The sequence below is a fragment of the Burkholderia mayonis genome, from assembly GCF_001523745.2.
Classification (GTDB): Bacteria; Pseudomonadota; Gammaproteobacteria; order Burkholderiales; family Burkholderiaceae; genus Burkholderia; species Burkholderia mayonis.
Window position 1 is genome coordinate 1,866,394 of the sequence record NZ_CP013387.1, and the last position, 22,155, is coordinate 1,888,548.

Genomic DNA, 22,155 nt, shown 5'->3' on the forward strand with positions numbered 1-22,155 from the left:
CAATTCACGACGCGCCTGTCACTGGCCAAGGCTCTCGCTTCGCCAATGCTCCCGAAATCGCGCTTTATCGGTCGATTCAAATCTGCTCTTCAAAAATCGCAACCGCAATTACGCGAGACGAATATCCAATTCGCCGGGGCAAAGCGCAAACAAAATGCGGCCGAAGATTTTCATCGACAGAATTCCCGAGCGTCTCATTCGCCCCGAGACAAATCTTCACACGAATCCGGTCGACATTTCCGGGTTAACCATGAGACGATCCGCGGCTCATTAGATTTTCGTCGCTACTCGCCGCATGAATTTCCCGAAATCGCGCGCGGCACTGGCCGCGATCCTGCTGGCGGCGTGCATGAGCGCGGGAGCGCAGCCGCTCGCCGGCTCGCCGTCGAGCGCAACGCCGGCATCCCGAGCGACGCCCGCGCAGACACGCCCGCACACGCCACCGCCCGCCAATACCCGCCTTCATTCGCTGCCGGCTCCGAGTCTCGCGTCCCAAACGCTGTCGACACACGCGCCGCCTGACGCGAAGCCGCAGTACACGGCCCCGCTGCAGCGCAATTTCGCGTTCGCGCAGGACAACGACCGACAGCAAGCGTGCGACGAGCTGGCGTCGAAGATCGACAATCTGGCGCGCCACGCGGAAGCGGCCGCGCGCTCGGCCCCGCCGGCGCTGCTCGCGCCGAGCACGATCAACAGTTCGACACCGTGGAAAGTCCCCGCGCCGCCCGTCTACGAGCCGCCGCCGTCGCGGCCGCTGCCGTCCGCGAACAGCCGCGCGCCGTCGAACTTCGCGCCGCCCCCTTCCGGCTACGGAAGCCGTCCGTGGGCGCATAAGCCATACCCGGCCACCGAGAAGGACGCGAAGGAACAACGCGAGCGCAGCGAGCGGCAGATCGAGCTCGAAACCCGTTATCGCCAGTTGCACTGCCGTCCCTAGACGCCGCGCCGTCCGCGCGCGCGGCGAGCGACGCCGCGCTCATGCACGCGCGGACGCCGGCGGGTAACATGTCGTCGACCGCGGCGCGCGCAATGCGCGCCGCTCTTCTCTCGACGCCCTCGCCATGACCGCCCGACAACTGACGCCCGCCCTCGCCTCGCAATTCGCGAACCTCGCGCTCGGTCACCTGACGCGCGAATATCCGAACAAGCTCACGCATTCGCTCGCCGGCCCGGAAGACGTGCGCGGACCGCGCGCGCTGCATCCGATCTTCTACGGCAGCTACGACTGGCATTCGTGCGTGCACGGCTACTGGCTCGTCACGCGGCTGCTCGATCGCTTTCCGGACCTGCCGGAAGCGCAACAGATCGTCGCGACCGTCGACGCGCACTTCACCGCCGACAATGTCGCTGGCGAAGCGGCGTACCTCGATCTGCCGCACAACCGCGGCTTCGAGCGGCCGTACGGCTGGGGATGGCTGCTCGCGCTGTCCGCGCAGCTCGCGTCGATGACGTCCGAAACGGGCCGCCGCTGGTCGGCGACGCTCGCGCCGCTGACCGGCATCTTCGTCGAGCGCTTTATCGAGTTCCTGCCGAAGGCGACTTATCCGCTGCGCGTCGGCACGCACTTCAACACCGCGTTCGCGCTATCGCTCGCGCTCGATTTCGCGCGGCAGACGCGGCATCCGGCGCTCGAAGCGCTGATCGTCGACACCGCGCGGCGCTGGCATCTGCGCGACGCGAACTGCCAGGCGTGGGAGCCGAGCGGCGACGAGTTCCTGTCGCCTGCGTTGATGGAGGCGGAGCTGATGCGGCGCGCGCTGCCGGCGGCCGAGTTCCTGACATGGTTCGACGCGTTCCTGCCGTCGCTCGCCGCGCGCGAGCCGGCGACGCTCTTCACGCCGGCCACCGTCACCGATCGCACCGACGGCAAGATCGCGCACCTCGACGGCCTGAACCTGAGCCGCGCGTGGTGCCAGCGCTCGCTCGCGCGGGCGCTGCCGGACGGCGATCCGCGCCAGGCGGTGCTCGCCGACGCGGCCGACACGCATCTCGCGAGCGCGCTCGCGCACGTTGCGGGCGACTACATGGGCGAGCACTGGCTCGCGTCGTTCGCGCTGCTCGCGCTGGAGGCCTGAGTCGGGCGGCGAAAATGCCGCGATTGAATTCGGCGTGGCGCGAAGCCGGAGAGCTGCCGCAAGTCGAGCGAGCTGTGGCGGCGGGTCGAGAAAGCTCGCGGCGAATCGAGAGAACTGTCTCCGATCGGGCAAACTCGTCGCAAATCGGGCGAGTTGCCGCAGTGCAGGAAAGCTCGTCGCGAATCGGGCGAGCCGCCGCAGTTCAGGAAAGCTCGTCGCGAATCGGGCGAGCCGCCACGGATCGGAAAAGCCGTCGTGGGTCGCGTCGAATGCAAGACACGCGCGGCTTGGGCTCGCCTGCAGCTTGGGCTCGCCCGTCCGACGCTCGGCGCCACGCCTTGCACGCCGGAATCGGGCATAGCCGCGTGGATCGCGCCGAAAGCCAGCGCCGGACGCGCTCGCCGCCAAGCCGAACGGCACGCGTGCACGCTTCGAACGCGAACGCCCCCACGCACGCGCCGCCCGCCCGTCGCGCATCAATGCGAAATCGCCTCGAGCGCGATCCCCTTGGTTCTCGGCCCCATCAGCCCGATCGACGCCATCACGATCGCCATCGCGCCCGCGATGAACACGAACGCGCCCGGCGTGCCGAATCCTTTCAGCACGGCCGCGATCGCGAACGACGTGAAGATCGCCGAAAAGCGGCTCCACGAATAGACGAAGCCGACCGCGCGCGCCCGGATCGCGGTCGGGAACAGCTCCGCCTGATACGCGTGGAAGCTGTAGGACATGATGTTGTTCGCGAGCGTCAGGCACACGCCGAGCGCGACGAGCAGCCACGCGGCCGACGCCTGGCTGAACATCAGCCCCGAGATCATCGCCGCGCCGGCCATCGCGACGATCGCCGTCTTGCGCTCGAAGCGATCGGCGATCGCGAGACCGATCAGCGGCCCGATCGGCGCCGCGAGCGCGATCACGCTCGAATACATGAGGCTCGTCGTGACGGTGATCCCCTGCTTGATGAGGAGCGTCGGCACCCAGTTCGCGAAACCGTAGAAGCCGACGGTCTGGAACACGTTGAAGATCGTCATCATCACCGTGCGCTTGCGGTACGGCGGCGCCCACATGTCGCGGAACCGGCCGCGCGGCGCGACCGGCTCGGCGGGCGCGGGCGGCGGCAGCGGCCGGCCGTGCTCCGCCTCGACCCTCGCCTCGAGCGCGGCGAGCACGCGCTCCGCCTCGTCGAGCCGGCCTTGCTGCGCGAGCCAGCGCGGGCTCTCCGGCAACTGCCGGCGAATCCACCAGACGAAGATCGCGCCGTGCGCGCCGATCAGCACGACCCAACGCCAGCCGTCGAGGCCGAACGGCGCACGCGGGACGAGCAGGTACGCGAGCAGCGCGACGACGGGCACCGCGACGAAGCCGACCGCCTGCTCGCACGCGAACGCGCGGCCGCGAATCTGTTTCGGGACCAGCTCGGAGATGTACGTGCCGATCGTCACCATCTCGACGCCGAGCCCGAGCCCGACGACGAAGCGCCAGAAGTTGAGGCCCGCGGCGGTGTCCTGGAACGCCATCACGATGTTCGCGGCCGTGTACCAGAGCAGCGACCACGTGAACACCGCGCGGCGGCCGAAGCGGTCGGCGAGAAAGCCGCACGCAATCGTGCCGATGAACAGCCCGGCAAACAGCGCGGCGATGAAGCTCGCGACGCCCGTCGTGCCGAACAGGCCGTGCGTCGTCGCGGTCAGGATGCCGCTCTTCACGAGGCCGGGCGCGACGTAGCCGCTATAGAGCAGATCGTAGAGCTCGAAGAAGAAACCGAGGCTCAGCAGCGCGACCAGTTTCCAGACGCTGCGGGTGGGCGGCAGGCGGTCGAGGCGCGCCGAGATGACGCCGGCGTCGATCGTCGTCGCGGACGCCGACGCCGACGCGCGCGAGGCGCTTTCCGTTGAAGCCATGGCGGGAGTGTCTCCGAATGTCGTTGTGGCGAATGACGGCCGTGCGCGGCCGTTGGGGTTTCGGGCATTTTACCGGCCGGGCGGCCTGCGACCCAACCGCATCGCCGCCTCGCCCGAATCCGCTCGACGGTCGAGCGGCCCGCCCTTCCGATGCGCCCGGCGCGCGCATCTGCGCCGTTCTCACGCGTCAGGCGTCGCTGCTGCGCGACGCCGCGATCAGCGCGGCGAGCGACTGCCGCTGCCGCCCTCGCGCGTCGAAATTCTCCGCGGCGAGCCACTGCCGGAAGGCCGATCGCAACGCCGGCCATTCATGATCGACGACCGAATACCACGCGGTGTCGCGCGACCGCCCCTTATAGACGACGGCCTGCCGGAACACCCCCTCGCACGTGAAGCCGTAGCGAAGCGCCGCCGCGCGCGACGGCGCGTTGAGGCTGTCGCATTTCCATTCGAAGCGGCGATAGCCGAGCTCGTCGAACACGCGCTGCATCAGCAGGAACATCACTTCGGTGCCCGCGCACGTCTTCTGCAACAGCGGCGAATAGGCGACGAACCCGACCTCGGTCACGCCGTTCGCCCGGTCCGTCCGCATCAGCGCGCAGGTGCCGACCGCCTTGCCCGTCGCCAGATCGACGATCGCATGGTGCAGCGGATCGTCGGTTTCGGCCGCCTTCGCCAGATACGCGCGATAGCTCGCGGCGTCGGCAAAGGGGCCGGCGCTCATGTACGTCCAGTCGCGGCCGTCGGCGGCCGATGCATACGCCGCATGCAGGTCGTCCGCGTGCCGGCTCACGTCGACCGGCTCGACCCGGCAGAACCGGCCTTGCATCGGCGTGCGCGGCGGCGCGGAACGCGGCTGCCAATCGGGCACCGGCGCGCCGATCGGCTGCCCGAATTCGTTGGTGAAAACGCTGTCACTCACTGGCTTGTCCCGGAACGTTGGATGGATCGCGGATTCGCGCCGAAGCCTGCTCGAAGTCTGCTCGAAGACCTCGGACTGCCGCCGCCGACGCATCGACGGCGGATTCGATTGTAAAAGGCATCGACGAGACATGCCGCGTCGGCGCCCGCGAACGGGGGCGTCGGTCGACGAAGTCCGTTTGCGCATCGGCGAGCGACTCACGGAATGTATCGTCAGCCAGGTCGCGATGGAAGCAGACTCGCGGAAAATCAGACCGGCCGTTCCGCTCAATGGAATGCCGCGCGTCGATGCCAAGCGATGAAGCATGGCGGCGCGACGCGAACAGCGTCGGTGCGCGACATCGCATGTCGTCGAGGTCGCGCTTCGCATTTCGCACGACGAGCGGCGCATGACGCACTGCGAACTGCGAACCGTGAGTTGCGAGCTGCGAACAGCAAATAGCGAACAACGCGCGGTAAGCAGTGGGCGGTGGGCGGCAAATGGCAAATGGCAAATGGCAAGCAGAAATCGTACGAAATACGCGAACCATCGAGGAATGCAAACCTGCGCCGCCGCTTGCAAGGCTCGACGAGCATCCACTCGGACAGCCGCCGAAAGCGTGCGTGTGCTGCAAACGCGCACGCGTCAAGAAACCTGCGCGGCGACCCGCATGGAACGTGGCGCGGTGATGATCGGCGACGTCCCGCCGCCGTCCCCATCCGCGCAAGGACGTGCGAAAACGCTAGACTTATTGAATGTCGGCTGTCGCGTTAGCCCACCCGAACCGCCGCCGAACCAACCCGGCGCGATCTGACTCGTCGATTTTTGCGCACGCCGCGTTCGGCGCACGGTTTCACGCATGCCCCGGCAATTTCGGCCCGGCCGCAAGAAAGAAACCCGAACGGCGCACGGCAACCGCCGCCGCGCCCGCCGTCCCGATCTCAAGTGCCCGCAACCGCCGGCTGCGGCGTCCGCTTCAGCGCGCCGACCGCAACCGCCGTCACGAGCGTCCCGACGACGATCGCCAGCGCATACACGCCGAGATGCGTGACCGCATTCGGAATCGGCAGCACGAAGATCCCGCCGTGCGGCACCTTCAGCTCGGCGCCCGCCGCCATCGAGATCGCGCCCGTCACCGCCGAGCCGGCGATGCACGCGGGAATCACGCGCATCGGATCGCGCGCCGCGAACGGAATCGCGCCTTCGGTGATGAACGCGATGCCGAGCACCGCGGCCGCCTTCCCCGCTTCGCGCTCCTCGGCGCCGAAGCGCTGGCGGAACAGCCAGGTCGCGAGCGCGATGCCGAGGGGCGGCGTCATCCCGGCCGCCATCGTCGCGGCCATCGGCGTGTAGACGTGGCTCGCGATCAGTCCCGCGCTGAACGCATACGCGGCCTTGTTCACCGGACCGCCCATGTCGACCGCCATCATCCCGCCGAGGATCAGCCCGAGCACGACCGCGCTGCCCGCCTGCATCGAGCGCAGCCAGCCTTCGAGCGCGTGCAGCGCGGCCGCGACGGGCGAGCCGACCACGTAGATCATCAACAGCCCGACGATGAGCGTCGACAGCAGCGGAATGATCAGCACCGGCTTCAGCCCTTCGAGGTTGCGATGCAGCTTCAGATGCCGGTTGATCAGGAGCGCCGCGTAGCCCGCGAGGAAGCCCGACGCGATCCCGCCGAGAAAGCCCGCATTCAGGCTCGCGGCGAGCATCCCGCCGACCATCCCCGGCGTGATGCCCGGCCGGTCGGCGATCGAATATGCGAGGTAGCCGGACAGCGCCGGCACGATCAGCGCGAACGCCGACTTCGCGCCGATCTGGAACAGCGACCACGCGAGCGTGCCCTTGTGTGCGTCGTCGAACGCGTAGATGCCGCCGAGCGCGAACGACAGCGCAATCAGCAGGCCGCCCGCGACGACGAACGGCAGCATGTACGACACGCCCGTCATCAAATGTCGATACGGGCCGCCCGCTTTCGCGGCGCGCGCCTGCTTCGCGGCCGCGACCTGATCGGCAAGCGCCGGCGCGCCCGCGCCCGCCCCGGCGCCCGCCGCCGCGCCGCCTTCGATGCGCGCCTCGGCGATCGCCCGCCCGATCAGCGCCGCGCCCTTGCCGATCGCGCCCTTCGTGCCCGTCTCGTAGAGCCGCTTGCCCTTGAAGCGGCGCTTGTCGACCTGCGTGTCGGCGGCGATCACGACGAGATCCGCTTCGGCGATCTGCGCATCGGTCAGCTTGTTCTGCGCGCCGACCGAGCCCTGCGTCTCGACGTGGATCGCATGGCCGAGCGCCTGCGCGCCTTGCGCGAGCCCCTCGGCCGCCATGAACGTATGGGCGATGCCGGTCGGGCACGACGTGATCGCGACGATCTTCAGCGGACGGGCGTCGGCCGACGCCGCAATCGGCGCGCGCGGCGCTTCGGCAACGCCGGAACGCGCCGCCGCGAGCGACGCGGCCGGCGCGCCGCGCACCGCTTGCGCCTCCGCTCGCGAAGCAGCCGATACCGCGCCGCCGACGGGCGCCGCGCCGTTTGCCGCGTGTGCGGACGCATCCGCGACGGCCGCCTCGGACGCGCAGCCCGCCGCGCGCGCGAGCACCGCGTGCGCGTCGCGGATCGCGTCGTCGACCGACACGCGGTGAATCGTCTTGCCCGCGAACGGCGCTTCGTCGATCGACGCCGGGTCGTCCGCCGCGATCAGCACGGCGCTCGCCGCGTCGATCTGGTCGGCGGACAACGGTGTCTGCACGCCGAGCGCGCTGCGCGTTTCGAGCGCGAGCGCGATGCCGCGCGCCTGCGCCGCGCGGTTCAGCGCGTGCGCGGCGAAGGCCGGCGCGGCCGTCCGCGCCGGCGCCGCCACGAGTCCGATCAATTTTTTCATGCGTGCCTCCGGCCTGCCGGCTTATGAATGAACGACGCCGTCCGCCGCGGCGGTCAGCGTGAAAGTCTCGACTTCGACCTGCGCGGCGAGTGCGTCGAGCGTCGTGCGATCGGGCAAATGCGGGCCGACGCGCGCGAGCTTCGCAGCCGCGAACGCGGTGGCGCGACGGCCCGCGTCGCCCCACGCGCGCGCTTCGGTCAGGCTCGCGACGAGCCCAGCGACGAACGCATCGCCCGCGCCGACCGTGCTCGCGACGGGCACGCGCGGCGGCGTCGCGCGGAAGATCCGATAGATGGCCGGATGCGGGGTGGCGCGTTGCGGCGAGGTCGGCGCGCCTGCGGTTGTCGATGTGGGTGATGCCGATACGGGCGATGCCGATACGGGCGATGCAACCGATGCGGGCGATGCCGAACGTACCATCGACAACAGCCGCCCTTCGGATCCCGGCGATGCGGTCGAAGATGCGAGCGCGTCCACGGTCTCCAGCTTCGACGACTTTGTCGCATCGAACGTCCGCGATCCGACCGATGCCTTCGATGCCGCCGGCGCTTCCGATACTTCCGATACTTCCGATACCTCCGATGCGCCCAAAGCCCTCGCCCCGACATCCGCCGCGACGCCCAACGCGCCCTTCGCGCCAAGCGACACGACGACATACGCGATCCCGCGCGCGGCAAGCTCGCACGCCGCACGCACGATCGCGTCCTCGTCGCGCAACGCGCGGCCGAGCGCCGCTTCGAGCTCCGCGAGATTCGGCTTCACGAGATCCGGCAACTCGCGCGGATCGTCGGCCGCGAGCGCATCGGCGAGCGGCGCGCCGCTCGTGTCGAGCGCGACGCGCGCGCCTGCGCCGTGCAGCGCGCGCGTCGCGCGCCGGTAGAACGACGCGTCGACGCCCGGCGGCAGGCTGCCCGCGAGCACGAGCCAGCGGCCGGGCGCCGCGAGCTCGATCATCCGGCGCTCGAGCGCCGCGACGTCGGCGGGCGTCGGCAGCGACGTCGCGAGATTGATGTCGGTCGTCTCGCCGCGCGCCGAATCGACGAGCTTCACGTTGATCCGCGTGCGCCCCGCGATCCGCACGAAGCGGTCCGCGATCTGCTTGTCGGCGAACATCGCGTCGAACGCCGCGCTGTCGGCCGCGCCGAGCAGCCCGGTCGCGATCGTCGCGATCCCGTAGTCGGCGAGGCAGCCGGCGACGTTCACGCCCTTGCCGCCCGCGTTGAATTCGAGCGACTCCGCGCGGTTCACGTCGCCGAGCGTCAGGTTGGACACGCGCACGGTCTGGTCGAGCGCCGGATTCGGCGTCACGGTCACGACGGTCGTCATGCGGCCACCCGGATCTCGGCCGAATCGAGCGCGCGCACCGCATCGACGTCCGCGCAGTCGAGCGCGCGCCGCGCGAGCGCCTGCAGCGCGTCGAGCCGCGCGCCGCGCAGCCGCGTCTTCACCGCGGCGACGTCGCGCGCGCTCATCGACAGTTCGTCGACGCCCAGGCCCGCGAGAATCGACGCGCCGAGCGGATCGCCCGCGAGCCCGCCGCACACGCCGACCCACTTGCGATGACGGCGCGCGCCGTCGACCGTCTGCCGGATCATCCGCAGCACAGCCGGATGCAGGCTTTCGGCGAGCCGCGCGAGCTCCGGGTGCTCGCGGTCGATCGCGAGCACATATTGCGTCAAGTCGTTCGTGCCGATCGAGAAGAAGTCGACGACCTGCGCGAAATGATCGGCGAGCGCAGCGGCCGACGGCGTCTCGACCATGATGCCGAGCGGCACCTTCGGCGCGTCGAGCTCCGCGCGCACGGTTTCGGCGAGCGCGATCGCCTCGCGCGCCTCGTCGAGCGTCGACACCATCGGGAACATGATCCAGAGCGGCCCTTCCTTCGCCGCGCGATAAAGCGCGCGAAGCTGCGGCACGAACAGGTCAGGACGCCGCAGGCACAGGCGCAGCCCGCGCACGCCGAGGAACGGATTCGATTCGTGCGGCAGATTCAAATACGGCACCTGCTTGTCGCCGCCGATGTCGAGCGTGCGAATGATGAGACGCCGGCCGCCGCTCGCGTCGACCATCTGCTTGTAGCACGCGTATTGCTCGTCCTCGTCGGGCGCGTCGCGGCGCTCGAGAAACAGGAACTCGGTGCGCATCAGGCCGACGCCGTCCGCGCCCTGCGCGAGCGCGTCGGCGACCTGGCCCGGCCGCGTGATGTTCGCGCCGATCTCGAGCACGTGGCCGTCGAGCGTCGCCGCAGGCAGCGCGCGGTTCGCGCTCGCGCGCCGCCGCTCCTCGAGCAGGCGCTGCTCGACCTGACGCGCGCGCTCGGCGTCGCGCGCCGACACGCCGACGTACAGCCGCCCCGCGTTGCCGTCGAGCACCGCGCGCGCGCCGTCGGCAACCTCCATCAGCCTCGCGCCGCACGCGACCGCCGCCGGCACGCCGAGCGTGCGCGCGAGGATCGCCGTGTGCGACGTCGGGCCGCCCGCGACCGTGCAGAAACCGAGTGTCACGGCCGGGTCGAGCCGCGCGGTGTCGGATGGTGTCAGGTCTTCGGCGATCAGAATCGACGGCGCGTTTGCGTCGCCGCCGCCACCCGTCGCGTCGCCCGCGCCCGTCTCGCCGAGATGCCGCAGCACGCGCCGCGCGACGTCGCGCAGGTCGGTCACGCGTGCGGCGAGGAGCGAATCGGGCAGCGCGGCGAGCCGTTCGGCCTGTGCTTCGGCGGCCTGATGCCACGCCCACGCGAGCCCGTGCCCGTCGACGATCAGTCGCGCGGTCTCGCCGAGCAGCTCGGTGTCGTTCAGCAGCTCCCGCTGCGCGACGAAGATTTCGCCTTCGGCCGCGCCGAGCCGCGACGCGGTCTCGCGCGCGAGCGCGTCGAGCTCGGCGGCGGTCTCGATCAGCGCCTGGTCGAGACGACGCGTCGCGTCGAGCGTGTCGCCCGGCCTGTCTTCGATGTCGACGCGCGTCGCGCGCAGCACGCGCACCGGCCCCGTCACGAGGCCCGGCCCCGCGCCGATCCCTTCGATCGCGGTCGCAGGATCCTCCGGCGTCCACAGCGCGGGCTGCACGCTCTGCCGGCGCGCCTGCGCGGCCGCCGCGCGCGCATGCTCCTCGGCGGCGAGCGCTTCGATCGTGCGTGCGAGCGCCGCGAGCGCGTCGGCCGCGTCGACGCCCTGCGCGGACACGACGAGCCGCGCCTGCGGGGTCGCGCCGAGCTGCAGCAGGCTGACGAGGTTCTTCGGATCGGCGGCGACGTCGCCATGGCGCACGCGCAACGCCGCCCGATACCGCTTCGCGGTCGCGACCCACGCGCTCGCGGGCCGCGCGTGCAGGCCGTGCGGGTAGTCGAGGATCACGTCGACCTTGTGCGCGTAGTCGGCGGGCGTCGCCTCGACGACGGCGGCGCCTGCCGCGCGCGCTGCGCCCGCGCCGTTCAGCGCGTCGACGATCGCTTGCGGATCGCGCGCGGCGAGCAGCCGCTCGAGCTGCGGCGGATCGCCGATCAGCCGGGTCAGGCGCTGCAACAGCGCGATGTGTTCGTCGGACTGCGCGGCGATCGCGACGATAAGACGCGCGCGCTCACCGCCCTGCCACTCGACGCCGTCCGGCACCTGCAGCACCGCGACGCCCGTGCGGCGGATCAGATGGCGATCCTCCTGCAACCCGTGCGGAATCGCGACGCCGCTGCCGAGATACGTGTTCGCCACCGTCTCGCGGCCGTGCAGGCTGTCGACATAGCCGGGCTCGATGACGCCCGCCTCGACGAGCAGCGCGCCGGCCTGGCCGATCGCATCGTGTTTCGAACCGGCCTTCGCGCCGAGCCGGACGAGTTCCGCTGTGAGCAACGGCGGCATCGCGTCTCCTGAGATCAATCGTTGGAATGTGCGTATTGAAATCGATACCACTTTCACCGTCAAGCGTTCCCTGATTTCAGGAAACTGCGTGAAATGTACGACGGCCCTCGCTAGAATAGCCAAAAGGCCTGTCCACGGGCGGCGGCGGCGTATGCGCCAGGCAGTGTTTCCGTCACCCGGATTCAGGGTAAATACCGATCCGAAAAGAAATCGATTCCAGTTGCCATGGCGTTACGAATCAAGGATGTCGCGGAAGCAGCGGGCGTGTCGGTCACGACGGTCTCGCGCGTGCTGTCGAACAACGGTCCGGTGCGCGACACCGTGCGCCGGCGCGTGCTCGAGGTGATCGAGCGGCTCGATTACCGGCCGAACGCGGCCGCGCGCCGGCTGCGCTCGGGCGATACCGCGACGATCGGCCTCATCGTCTCCGACGTGCGCAACCCGTTCTTCACCGAGGTGAGCCGCGCGGTCGAAGACGCCGCGTATGCGCAAGGGATGCGCGTGATCCTCTGCAACACCGACGAGAATCCGGAAAAGGAAGCGATGTATCTGCGACTGATGGAGAGCGAGCGGGTGACGGGCGTCATCTATTCGCCGACGTACGACGCCGCGCGGCATTTCGATGCGCGCGCGCACGCGTTTCCGGTCGTGATGATCGACCGCGCGGGGCCGGCGGGCGTGGCCGATGCAATCACGCTCGACAACCGCGACGCGGCGACGCGGCTCGTCGAGCACCTCGTCGAGCGCGGCTACCGGCGCGTCGCGGGACTGTTCGGCAACGCGAGCACGACCGGCCGCGAACGACATGCGGCGTTCGTCGACGCGCTGCGCCGCCACGCGTTGCCGGCCGAAGCGGAGTTCGTCGATCCGCATCCGCAGGCCGCACATGCGCGCGTGCACGCATGGCTCGCGAGCGATGCGGCCGCGCGGCCCGACGCGATCGTCGCGAGCAACGGCCTGCTGCTGCTCGGCGCATATCGCGCGCTGCGCGAGCACGGCGCGCGCGTGCCGGACGATGTCGCGCTCGCGGGCTTCGACAACGACGCGTGGACGGATCTCGTCACACCCGGCGTGACGGTGATCGCGCAACCCGTCTACGAAATCGGCAAGAACGCGATGCAGTTGCTGACGCAACGGCTCGCCGATCCGGCGATGTCCGCGCGCACGCTGGTACTGCCCGGGGAGTTGATCGTGCGGGGCTCGACTGCGGCGCGAGCGGACGCGTAAGCGCTCAGCATGCCGGAGCAGCCTGTCCACGGCCCGGTGCGGTAAAGCCGACGAGCCGCAGCCTTCGTACGTGCCCGCCGTTCGTGAACCATGTTCGGCGCCGTTCGCGCATCGACACGATGGCATGCCGCGCTCGCCGCGCGTCTTGTCCGGGCGACGACCACGCATGACGGAATCGAAACCCGAGGCGCACTGGCGTGAAGCGGCAAATTCCGCCCGCCGCCGTCAAAAAAACCCATTCCCCAACAATGTCAAGCTAACAAAAATGGTGGGTATTCGCCACTGAATAAATCCTAATCTTTAGTCGAGAGATGGTCGGCACGGCTCTCACATTCAAATTAAATCCGTGCTTTTCGAGGAGTCACAAAATGAGCCAATTTGTCGATGTCCTGGAGGAAATGCGCACGCACTACAAATCCTCGCTCGGTCAAACGTCGCCTCGTCGCTATGCCGCATCGCAGCATCTTGCTTCTTATTTCAGTGCAGCGCAGTCGTCTTCCGCGAAGCTTTCGGCGCAGGAAAACGATTTGCTGAAGGGTTTGCAAATCGACGCTCAATCGTCGGGGCAGGAAGAAGCGAGCGGAATCGAAACCGGTATCGTCCGCGCAACCGAAGCACTGAAGAGTTCAGGAGCGTCTCCCGCTTCCGTCGAAGAATTCAAAAAGAAGATGGAAGAACAGAGAAAAAAGGCGAAGGAGGATTCCAACACGAGAATCGACAAGATTTTCGACACGGCGATCAAAATCGGACTGGAACACCCTGAACTTCAGCACCCCATTGTTGCGTTGATGGATAAGATCGGCAACTTCTTCAATGATCTTTTCAACAAGATTGCGGATTTCATCGTGGGCGTCGTAAGAGATGTCGTCGCGTGGCTCCACAACGCCTGGGACAGCATCAAAAGTACGTTCAAGGGAATCGCGGGATGGATATCCGGCTGGTTCTGACGCCCCGCACCATCATTTGCCGATCCGCTTTCGCGCCAAGCGCCGGCCTCGACGAAATACGACAAGCCGTCGGCCTTCGCTACCGGGCCGCGATCCCGGCAAACGCTCGCCGAACGCACGCGTCGGCCTGACATGGGCGGCTGCGTGCAGCGACGATCGGAATCGGCGCGTGCCGGAAGCGCGACAGGAAAAAGGCTCGGAATCGACCCCGAGCCTTTTTCTTCGGGCGGCGCGCAAGCGGACCACACGCGCGCCCTTCCGAACCGCCGTGCTGCCGCTTACACGTCGAACTTCACGCCCTGCGCGAGCGGCAATTCGCGGCTGTAGTTGATCGTGTTCGTCGCGCGGCGCATGTAGCTCTTCCAGGCGTCCGAGCCCGATTCGCGACCGCCGCCCGTCTCCTTTTCGCCGCCGAACGCGCCGCCGATCTCCGCGCCGCTCGTGCCGATGTTCACGTTGACGATCCCGCAATCGCTGCCCGCCGCCGACATGAACTGCTCGGCTTCGCGCACGTCGTTCGTGAAAATCGCCGACGACAGCCCTTGCGGCACGCCGTTGTGGATCGCGAGCGCATCGCCGAAGTCGTCGTAGACAAGCACATAGAGAATCGGCGCGAACGTCTCGCGCGTGACGACGGCCGTCTGCTTCGGCATCCGCACGAGCGCCGGGCGCACGTAGTACGCGTCCGCATGGCCCACGTCGACGCGCTCGCCGCCCTTCACATCGCCGCCCTGCTCGCGCGCATCGGCGAGCGCCTTTTGCATCGCGTCGAATGCCGCGCGGTCGATCAGTGGGCCGACCAGCGTGCCCGTCTCGAGCGGATCGCCGACCTTCACCGATGCGAACGCCTTCTCGAGGCGCGGCAGCAGTTGATCGGCGACGCTGCGATGCACGATCAGCCGGCGCAGCGTCGTGCAGCGCTGGCCCGCGGTGCCGACCGACGCGAACGTGACCGCGCGCACGACGAGATCGAGATCCGCGCTCGGCGCGACGATCATCCCGTTGTTGCCGCCGAGTTCGAGGAGGCTGCGCGCGAGGCGCCGGCTCAGCACCTGCGCGACCTCGATGCCCATCCGCACGCTGCCCGTCGCGGACACGAGCGGCACCTTCGGCGAAGCGGCGAGCGCCTCGCCGACGTCGCGGCCGCCGAGCACGAGCTGATGCAGCCCTTCCGGCACGACGCCCGGATGCGTCTTGTCGAATGCGCGTACCGCCTTCGCGAACAGCGCATGGCAAGCGATCGCGGTGAGCGGCGTCTTCTCGGACGGCTTCCAGACGACCGGGTCGCCGCAGACGAACGCGAGCGCCGCGTTCCACGACCATACGGCGACCGGGAAATTGAACGCGGAGATCACGCCGCACACGCCGAGCGGATGCCAGGTTTCCATCATCCGGTGGCCGGGGCGCTCGGACGCGATCGTGAGGCCATACAACTGCCGCGACAGGCCGACCGCGAAATCGCAGATGTCGATCATCTCCTGCACTTCGCCGAGGCCCTCGGACGCGATCTTGCCCGCTTCGAGCGTGACGAGCCGGCCGAGCGCCGCCTTGTGCTCGCGCAGCACGTTGCCCAACACGCGCACGAGCTCGCCGCGCACGGGCGCGGGCACCGTGCGCCACTTGAGGAACGCTTGATGCGCGGCGTCGATCTTGCGCTCGGTTTCGGCCGGGCTGTCGGCGGCGAGCGTCGCGAGCGTCGCGCCGTCGACGGGCGACCGGGCGGTCAGCGCGCTGCCTTGCCAGCCGGCCAGATCGACGTCGAGCGCGGCGAGAATGTCGTTGAATTGCATCGCTTCCTCTTCAGAACGGAATCAGGTTGATCGGTGCGGCGTCGCCGCCGCGAATGAATCGATTGGACCGCGTTCGCGCGCCGCATGCAAGCGGCCTGGCCGTTCGGCCTAGCGGTCCGCCGCGAGCGCCGCGCGCAGCCGGCGCACGCCCTCGAAGATCTCCGCTTCGCCCGGTGCGGCGAACGACAGCCGCAGGCTGCTCGCGTCCGCGTCGCGCGCGTAGAACGCCGCGCCCGGCACATACATCACGTTGTGCGCGAGCGCGCGCTTGAGCGCCTCCGCGGCGTCGCGGCCGGCCGTCAGGCGCGCCCACACGAACATGCCGCCCGCCGGCTCGCGCCACTCGACTTCGTCCGGCACGAATTGCCGGAGCGCGCTGACGAGCGCGCGGCAGCGGCTCCCGTAAGTCTGCGCGATCGTGCGCAGATGCGCGGCGAGCCGGCCGCTGTCCAGATAGCGCCGGATCGCCTCCTGCGCGATCGGCGCGGTGCACAAATCGCTCGTCTGCTTCGCGACCGTCATCCGGCGCGCGATCGCGGCGGGCGCGACCGCCCAGCCGATCCGCAAGCCCGGCGCGACGATCTTCGACAGACTGCCGAGGTAGACGGTCCAGTCTTCGGCGCCGGCGTGCGCGAGCACCGGCTTCACCGGCTCGCCGGAGAAGCGCAGGTCCGCGTACGGGTCGTCTTCGACGAGCACGAATTGCGCGTCGGCCGCGAGCGCGGCGAGCGTCGCGCGGCGCGCCGGCGGCAGCGTCGCGCCCGTCGGGTTCGCGAACGTCGGCACCGTGTACAGCAGCTTCGGGCGACGCTCGCTCGCAGGCCACGCGGCGAGCAGCACGGCGAGCGCATCGGGATCGACGCCGTCGCCGTCGGTGCGCACCGGCACGAGTTTCGCGCCCGCGAGCCGCAACGCCTGCAGCGCGGCCGGATACGCGGGCGCCTCGACGAGCGCGACGTCGCCCGGCTCGATCAGCGTGCGCACGAGCAGGTCGAAACCTTGCTGCGAGCCCGTCGTGACGAGCACCTGCGAAGCGTCGCACGTCACGCCGCGCGCGCTCGCCATCCAGTCCGCGAGCGCGCGGCGCAGGCCCGGCTGGCCCGCCGTGTCGCCGTACTGCAGGCACGCGAGCGGATCGTCGCGGGCCGCGTCCGCGAACGCGGCCGCGATGCCTTCCCGATCGAACAGATCGGCGGACGGATAGCCGCCCGCGAACGAGATCATCCCCGGCTTGCCGACGTGCTTGAACAGCTCGCGGATCGGCGATCCCTGCGGATCGGCGAACGGCGCGGCGAACGGGTAATCGACGGCGGCGGCGAGCGTCATGGCGGCTCCGGTACGATGGAAGTCGGGCGAAAGGCGGACGGAAAGCCGGGCGACTCAGGCGGCGGCCGTCATCTTGAAGATGCCGGTGGCGTTGCCCGCGTCGAAGCTCAGATCGAGCGCGCGGCGGCCGGTCTCGGCATCGGCGACCGCGTCACGCGTGATGAATTCGTAGAACGAGCCCGGCACCTCGCGCTCGACGAGCGCGCCGGACGCGTCAACCAACGTGCGCGTCACAGGGTCCGCGCGGAATGCGGTCTGCCGCACGCGCCCCGAGCGCGACACCTCGACGGCCGGCTTGATCGGCCGCCCCAGCGCGCGCTGCGCGGCGGCGAGCGCGTCGACGTCGGGCACGCGGTCGGTCGCATGATTGAACGCGTTGCCTTCGGTCGCGATCCACGCCATCTCGGCCGACTCGGCGAGCAGCGTTTCGTAATCGGCAAGCGCAGGCGACGCATGCTGGCGATCGAAGCAGCGCACGAGCACGGGCACCAGCGCGCAGGCGCCGGCAAGCGGCAGCGACGCGTCGCGCTCGAGCTCGGCGAGCGTCGCGACCGCCTGCGGCGTCAGCGGATCGGCCGACGTCCCGAGCACGTTCGTCACGGCCTGCTGGAACGCGGCGCTGAAGCGCTCCGGATGCAGTTCGCTGACGAAGAACTGCGCGATCTGGTCGGGCGCGTCGAGATGCGCGTACGAGCGGCCCGTCATCTTGAGGCGTTCGAGCGGATACGTGCCGTTCAGCCGATAGCCGAGCGGCCGAAGAATGCGCGTGAATGCCGCTTCGCCGGGCGGCAGCGCGCCGCACGACGGCCAGCGCACGGTGCGCAGCGCGCCATGGTCGAACGTCACGCGGCCGCCGTCGCGCGCGACGTCGCGCGTGTACGCGCGGCCCGTCGGCACCCGTTCGAGCAGATCCGCGAACAGCGCCATGTTGAGCGCCTGCGCGAGCTCGGCGCGCGTGACGACGCCCGGCTCGCAGCGCTCGAAACACGTCGGGACATGCATCAGCCGCATCAACTTGTCGATGGTCGGCTGATCGGAAACGGTGGCGAGCAAGGCGGCGAGGTTCGCGTTCATCGGGTTCTTCCGTGGGTTTGCGTCTTTCTGGCGGCATGCGCGCCACGCATTGAGCGGCGCGCTGAAATGATCAGAGGGTCAATTCTCAATGCGCGAAATTGGCTCGGCAATTGATATAAACTCACCAGTTCATTCCAAAAACTCACCAAGTTACAAATTTCCGATCTTTCATCCGTCGATGCGAAAAGGCATTCCGAACCTCGCGGCGCTGCAGGTCTTCGAAGCGGCGGCCCGCCACGAAAGCTTCACCCGCGCGGCCGACGAGCTCGCGCTCACGCAAAGCGCGGTCAGCCGTCAGATCACGTCGCTGGAGGAGCGGCTCGGCGTCGCGTTGTTCCTGCGGATCAAGAAGCGGGTCGTGCTGACGCCGCACGGCCGGCACTACGCGGCGCTCGTGCGCCGCAACCTCGAGCGGATCGAGCGCGATACGCTCGAACTGATGGCGCAGCGCGGGATCGGCGCGACGCTCGAGCTCGCGGTCGTGCCGACGTTCGCGAGCCAATGGCTGATTCCACGCCTGCCGCGGTTCCGCGCGCTGCGGCCCGACATCACGGTCAATCTGTCGGTGCGCACTGAGCCGTTCCTGTTCAGCGATTCGACGTTCGACGCGGCGATCTATTTCGGCCACGCGCTGTGGCCCGGCACGCAAGGGCGGCTGCTGTTCCTCGAAGGCGACATGCTGCCCGTCTGCAGTCCGGCGCTGCTGCCCGCGGGCGGACGGCGGATCACGCGCGACGCGCTGCTCGATTTGCCGCTCCTGCACCTGTCGACGCGCGCGGACGCATGGCGCGACTGGTTCCGCGCGCACGGCCTCGACAACGACCTGCGCGCGGTGCGCGGGCCGCGCTACGAACTGTTCACGATGCTGACGGCGGCCGCGCACGCGGGAATGGGGGTCGCGCTGATGCCGGCGCTCCTCGTCGCCGACGAGCTTGCGTCGGGGCGCCTTTGCGCGCCGCTCGACCTGCGGCTGCCGAGCGACGCCGGCTACTACCTCGTCGCGCCCGACGCCGCCGCCGACAGCGAGCCGTTCGTCGCGTTGGCCGAATGGCTGGATTCCGTCGCGCCGACACGGACGATAAGCTGACGCGACCATCCTGTTCATCCGTTCATCGGCCGGCGGCAGCCGGCCACGCGAGATCGACCATGACCATTCACATCGGCGACATCGTGCCACTGTCCATCGCCCGCGCCCGCTTTTCCGAGCTGGCCGACGAGGCGCGGGACGGCGGCGAGAAGATCATCACGAAGAACGGCGCGGCGTACGTCGCGCTGATCGACGCCAGGCGGCTCGATCACTATCATCGGCTCGAGCGCGATCGGGCGGCGCAGACAGAGGCCGGGCCGATGCACGGCGGGACCGGGGGCGGCAAAGGCGGCGATGGGAGCGATGAGGTCGCAGATATTGCGGCCGAAGGCATTGCGCCTTTGGCCAATGACAGTACGACGGGCGACTCGGGTGGCGGCTTGGACGCGTCGCCAGTTGAGTGCCGCACCGGGGGCGCCCGCGACGCCGCGGACGGCTCGCCGCGCGGCGGCGGCACGCGTCCGATGCACGACGCATGCGGTTCACGCGCCGCAGACGACGGTTGATGGCCGGGGCGGTTGGCGGTTGACGCCGCGCGGTTCGCGGTAGTCGGTAGTCGGTAGTCGGCGGTCGGCGGTCGGCGGTCGGCGGTCGGCGGTCGGCGGTCGGCGGTCGGCGGTCGGCGGTCGGCAAAGATTGAAACAACTGGCCGAGCGTCGAGCCGCGAGAAATCACGCCCCGAACACAAAGCCCCGGGAACAACGACTCGAAATCGGAATCCGCCAGCCTCCAAGGGCTGCCGGCAACGCGCGACGCCCGCCCGTCCATCCGGGCAGACTCTGCTTCAACGCACGCGAGACACCCGATACGATAGTCAGATCATTCATCCTCGTTCGCTCACACACGACAACCGCATGCAGAACTACTACGAAGCCACTGCGACACGCACGCTCTACCCCGCGCTCGCCGATCGCGTCGACGTCGATGTCTGCATCGTCGGCGGCGGCCTCGCCGGCCTGTCGACAGCGCTCGGGCTCGTCGAGCGCGGCGTGCGCGACGTCGCGGTGCTCGACGCGCAGACGGTCGGCTTCGGCGCGTCAGGCCGCAACGGCGGCTTCGTGTTCGGCGGTTACAGCCTCGACAACGCGGATCTCCTGCGCATGCTCGGCCCCGAGTCCGCACGCGCGCTCTATCGGTTGACGATCGACGCGATCGACCTGATCCGCGCGCGCGCCGCGCGCTACGGCATCGACTGCGAGCTGGTCGACGGCGGCGTGATCCTCGCGAACTGGTTCGACGATCCGGCGCGCCTGAACGCACCGCGCAAGCTGATGAAGGAAGTGTTCGGCGTCGAATGGGAGCCGCTCGACGCAAACGCGTTGCGCACGCGCCTGAAAACCGACCGCTATCACGGCGGGCTCTTCGAGCGCAACGCGTTCCACTTCCATCCGCTCAAGTACGTGCTCGGCATCGCGGCCGCGGCCACGCGCGGCGGCGCGCGGATCCACGAGCATTCGGCCGCGCGCACGATCCGCCGCGACGGCGCGGGCTTCGTCGTCGCGACAGACGGCGGCGCCGTGCGTGCGCGGCGCGTCGTGTTCGCGGGCGGCGGCTATGCGCGCGGCGTGTATCCGCGCATCGAGCGTGCGGTGCTGCCGATCGCGACCTACGTGATCGCGACCGAGCCGCTCGGCGCGCGGCTCGCCGACGCGATCGCATGCCGGTCGGCCGTCTACGACACCCGCTTCGCCTTCGACTACTACCGGCCGCTCGCCGACTCACGCATCCTGTGGGGCGGCCGCATCTCGGTGCTCGAACGCGGGCCGGACGCCATCGCGCGGCTGCTCAAGCACGACCTCGTGCGCGTCTATCCACAGTTGCGCGACGTTGCCGTGCAGTTCGCGTGGGGCGGGCTCATGAGCTACGCGCGCCACAAGATGCCGCAGATCGGACGCGACCCGGATGGCGTCTGGCACGCGGTCGGCTTCGGCGGCCACGGGATGGCGCCGACGACGGTCGCGGGCGAGGTGCTCGCAGCAGCGCTCGCCGAACGGCGGCCCGTGCCGGACGGCTTCGCAAGGTTCGGCCTCACACGCACATTCGGCCTCGCCGGGCTGGCCGCCGCACAACTCACGTACAGCGCGTACGAGGCGCGGGATGCGCTCGCCGCGCGCCGCCGCACACGTTTCGACAAACCCGTTTTTTAGGGTTCTTCGGGGATTTTCGGGAGACGCGAGGCAGACCGTCGCCGGTCGGTGAAGCATCGCTTGTCCGATCTGTAGCGCGAATACTTTTACCCGCCAAAATAAAAAATATAGAGATGTGGCCTGGGTGTTTTGGAAGGTGAAATATTCGCGCCTGTTATTCGCCGCAGATCAACCGTTATTCGTTGGTGCCTGTTGCCCACACGGGTACTTGCGGTTCGTAAATGACGACGTTTCCGTCATTCTGGACGATGAGCGTCGAATACGGCTTGCCATTTGTGTCGCTTGCCCATACGGCTCCGGGATAGCCGTAGATCACAAAATTGCCGTCTTGTTGCATGATTGCTTTTGAGACGGCCTTGCCATTCGTGCCGGATGCCCATAGTGCCCGATGATCGCTCAGACGGTACAGCACGAGATTTCCATCGTCCTGCAAAATGAACTGGTATCGACCATCCGTGGAGACAAGGTAGTCTTCCTTGAGCAAAAATTGATTCGTCAGCAATGTTGCGCCTTTATATGCCATGATGATATCTCCGATTGTAAATTGGGCGACAAGCGCCAATCCACCGTGAACATTCGCGGTGAGATTGCATCCGGATAAAATCTGTTTCTAAAATGTTGAGTTGGTTTCCGCTTCTTCAGCATGAGGCCACTCGTTATAGCGTGGTAAGAAGAATGGTAGGCCGGCCTTGTCATCCGTCAGGCAAAATATTTATATCGTTTACCCTATATTGAACTGGCATATTATTTGTTGGGTAAATTGCTAAAAAATCGCCGATTTAATTAACCTGATATTGTATTTCCCGATCTCGTGGCGGAAACTTCGGACGCTCGAGCACGGACCTTCAAAAGGCGGCAAGGGGGCGGACAGCGACATCCCCGGAAATCTTCGAAGGACCTTTTTTAGAGCCAGGAATCGGGCCGAAGCCAATTGGGGCGCGTGCTAGAATGCG

The 22,155-nt window shown here is 68.5% G+C and carries 16 protein-coding genes; 7 read left to right on the top strand and 9 right to left on the bottom strand.

Annotation, left to right across the window (positions count from 1 at the left end; translation table 11 throughout):
* The first annotated feature begins 295 nt into the window (after positions 1-295).
* The gene (locus WS70_RS26965) at positions 296-937 is read left to right on the top strand and encodes a hypothetical protein (protein ID WP_059597404.1); all 642 of its coding nucleotides are present in this window, start codon (positions 296-298) and stop codon (positions 935-937) included.
* A gap of 124 nt (positions 938-1,061) precedes the next feature.
* Entirely contained in the window at positions 1,062-2,075 is a 1,014-nt protein-coding gene (locus WS70_RS26970; RefSeq protein ID WP_059469952.1) for a DUF2891 domain-containing protein, read from the top strand.
* 476 nt (positions 2,076-2,551) lie between these two features.
* Here WS70_RS26970 and WS70_RS26975 read toward each other — a convergent pair whose 3' ends face one another.
* From WS70_RS26975 to ptsP, 5 genes are all read right to left on the bottom strand, one after another.
* On the bottom strand, positions 2,552-3,976 hold the full coding sequence (locus WS70_RS26975) for an MFS transporter (protein ID WP_059597405.1): 1,425 nt from the start codon (positions 3,974-3,976) through the stop codon (positions 2,552-2,554).
* Positions 3,977-4,163: 187 nt separating this feature from the next.
* A complete protein-coding gene (locus WS70_RS26980; protein ID WP_059469969.1) occupies positions 4,164-4,898 on the bottom strand; it encodes a GNAT family N-acetyltransferase in 735 nt (244 codons plus the stop codon).
* A 920-nt stretch (positions 4,899-5,818) separates the two neighbouring features.
* On the bottom strand, positions 5,819-7,753 hold the full coding sequence (locus WS70_RS26985) for a PTS fructose-like transporter subunit IIB (RefSeq protein ID WP_059597406.1): 1,935 nt from the start codon (positions 7,751-7,753) through the stop codon (positions 5,819-5,821).
* 21 nt (positions 7,754-7,774) lie between these two features.
* Positions 7,775-9,079, bottom strand: coding sequence for a 1-phosphofructokinase family hexose kinase (locus WS70_RS26990; protein ID WP_082722293.1), 1,305 nt, complete (start codon positions 9,077-9,079; stop codon positions 7,775-7,777).
* Positions 9,076-11,604, bottom strand: a complete 2,529-nt coding sequence (gene ptsP / locus WS70_RS26995) for a phosphoenolpyruvate--protein phosphotransferase (protein ID WP_059597407.1) — start codon at positions 11,602-11,604, stop codon at positions 9,076-9,078. Before ptsP ends, WS70_RS26990 begins: the two co-directional genes overlap by 4 nt.
* A gap of 225 nt (positions 11,605-11,829) precedes the next feature.
* Between ptsP and WS70_RS27000 the strand changes: the two genes are divergently transcribed.
* Positions 11,830-12,831 carry a LacI family DNA-binding transcriptional regulator gene (locus WS70_RS27000; RefSeq protein WP_059597408.1) on the top strand — a complete coding sequence of 334 codons (1,002 nt, stop codon included), beginning with the start codon at positions 11,830-11,832 and terminating at the stop codon, positions 12,829-12,831.
* 368 nt (positions 12,832-13,199) lie between these two features.
* Positions 13,200-13,778 (top strand): hypothetical protein, encoded by a 579-nt coding sequence (locus WS70_RS27005; RefSeq protein ID WP_059597409.1) that lies wholly within the window; start codon positions 13,200-13,202, stop codon positions 13,776-13,778.
* 278 nt (positions 13,779-14,056) lie between these two features.
* On the opposite strand, the gene amaB is transcribed toward WS70_RS27005, so the two are convergent.
* From amaB to WS70_RS27020, 3 genes are all read right to left on the bottom strand, one after another.
* Positions 14,057-15,568, bottom strand: a complete 1,512-nt coding sequence (gene amaB / locus WS70_RS27010; protein ID WP_059469945.1) for an L-piperidine-6-carboxylate dehydrogenase — start codon at positions 15,566-15,568, stop codon at positions 14,057-14,059.
* Positions 15,569-15,676: 108 nt separating this feature from the next.
* Entirely contained in the window at positions 15,677-16,894 is a 1,218-nt protein-coding gene (locus tag WS70_RS27015; RefSeq protein ID WP_059469944.1) for an aminotransferase-like domain-containing protein, read from the bottom strand.
* Between the two features lie 54 nt (positions 16,895-16,948).
* Positions 16,949-17,968 (bottom strand): DUF1338 domain-containing protein, encoded by a 1,020-nt coding sequence (locus WS70_RS27020; RefSeq protein ID WP_059597410.1) that lies wholly within the window; start codon positions 17,966-17,968, stop codon positions 16,949-16,951.
* A gap of 178 nt (positions 17,969-18,146) precedes the next feature.
* On the opposite strand from WS70_RS27020, the gene WS70_RS27030 reads away from it, so the two are divergent.
* The 3 genes from WS70_RS27030 (at position 18,147) to WS70_RS27040 (ending at position 21,202) form a co-directional block, all read left to right on the top strand.
* A complete protein-coding gene (locus tag WS70_RS27030; RefSeq protein ID WP_059469942.1) occupies positions 18,147-19,055 on the top strand; it encodes a LysR substrate-binding domain-containing protein in 909 nt (302 codons plus the stop codon).
* A gap of 59 nt (positions 19,056-19,114) precedes the next feature.
* Positions 19,115-19,561 carry a type II toxin-antitoxin system Phd/YefM family antitoxin gene (locus WS70_RS27035; protein ID WP_059597411.1) on the top strand — a complete coding sequence of 149 codons (447 nt, stop codon included), beginning with the start codon at positions 19,115-19,117 and terminating at the stop codon, positions 19,559-19,561.
* A 348-nt stretch (positions 19,562-19,909) separates the two neighbouring features.
* A complete protein-coding gene (locus WS70_RS27040) occupies positions 19,910-21,202 on the top strand; it encodes an NAD(P)/FAD-dependent oxidoreductase (RefSeq protein WP_059469940.1) in 1,293 nt (430 codons plus the stop codon).
* 175 nt (positions 21,203-21,377) lie between these two features.
* Here WS70_RS27040 and WS70_RS27045 read toward each other — a convergent pair whose 3' ends face one another.
* On the bottom strand, positions 21,378-21,725 hold the full coding sequence (locus WS70_RS27045; protein WP_059469968.1) for a hypothetical protein: 348 nt from the start codon (positions 21,723-21,725) through the stop codon (positions 21,378-21,380).
* Positions 21,726-22,155: the final 430 nt, after the last annotated feature.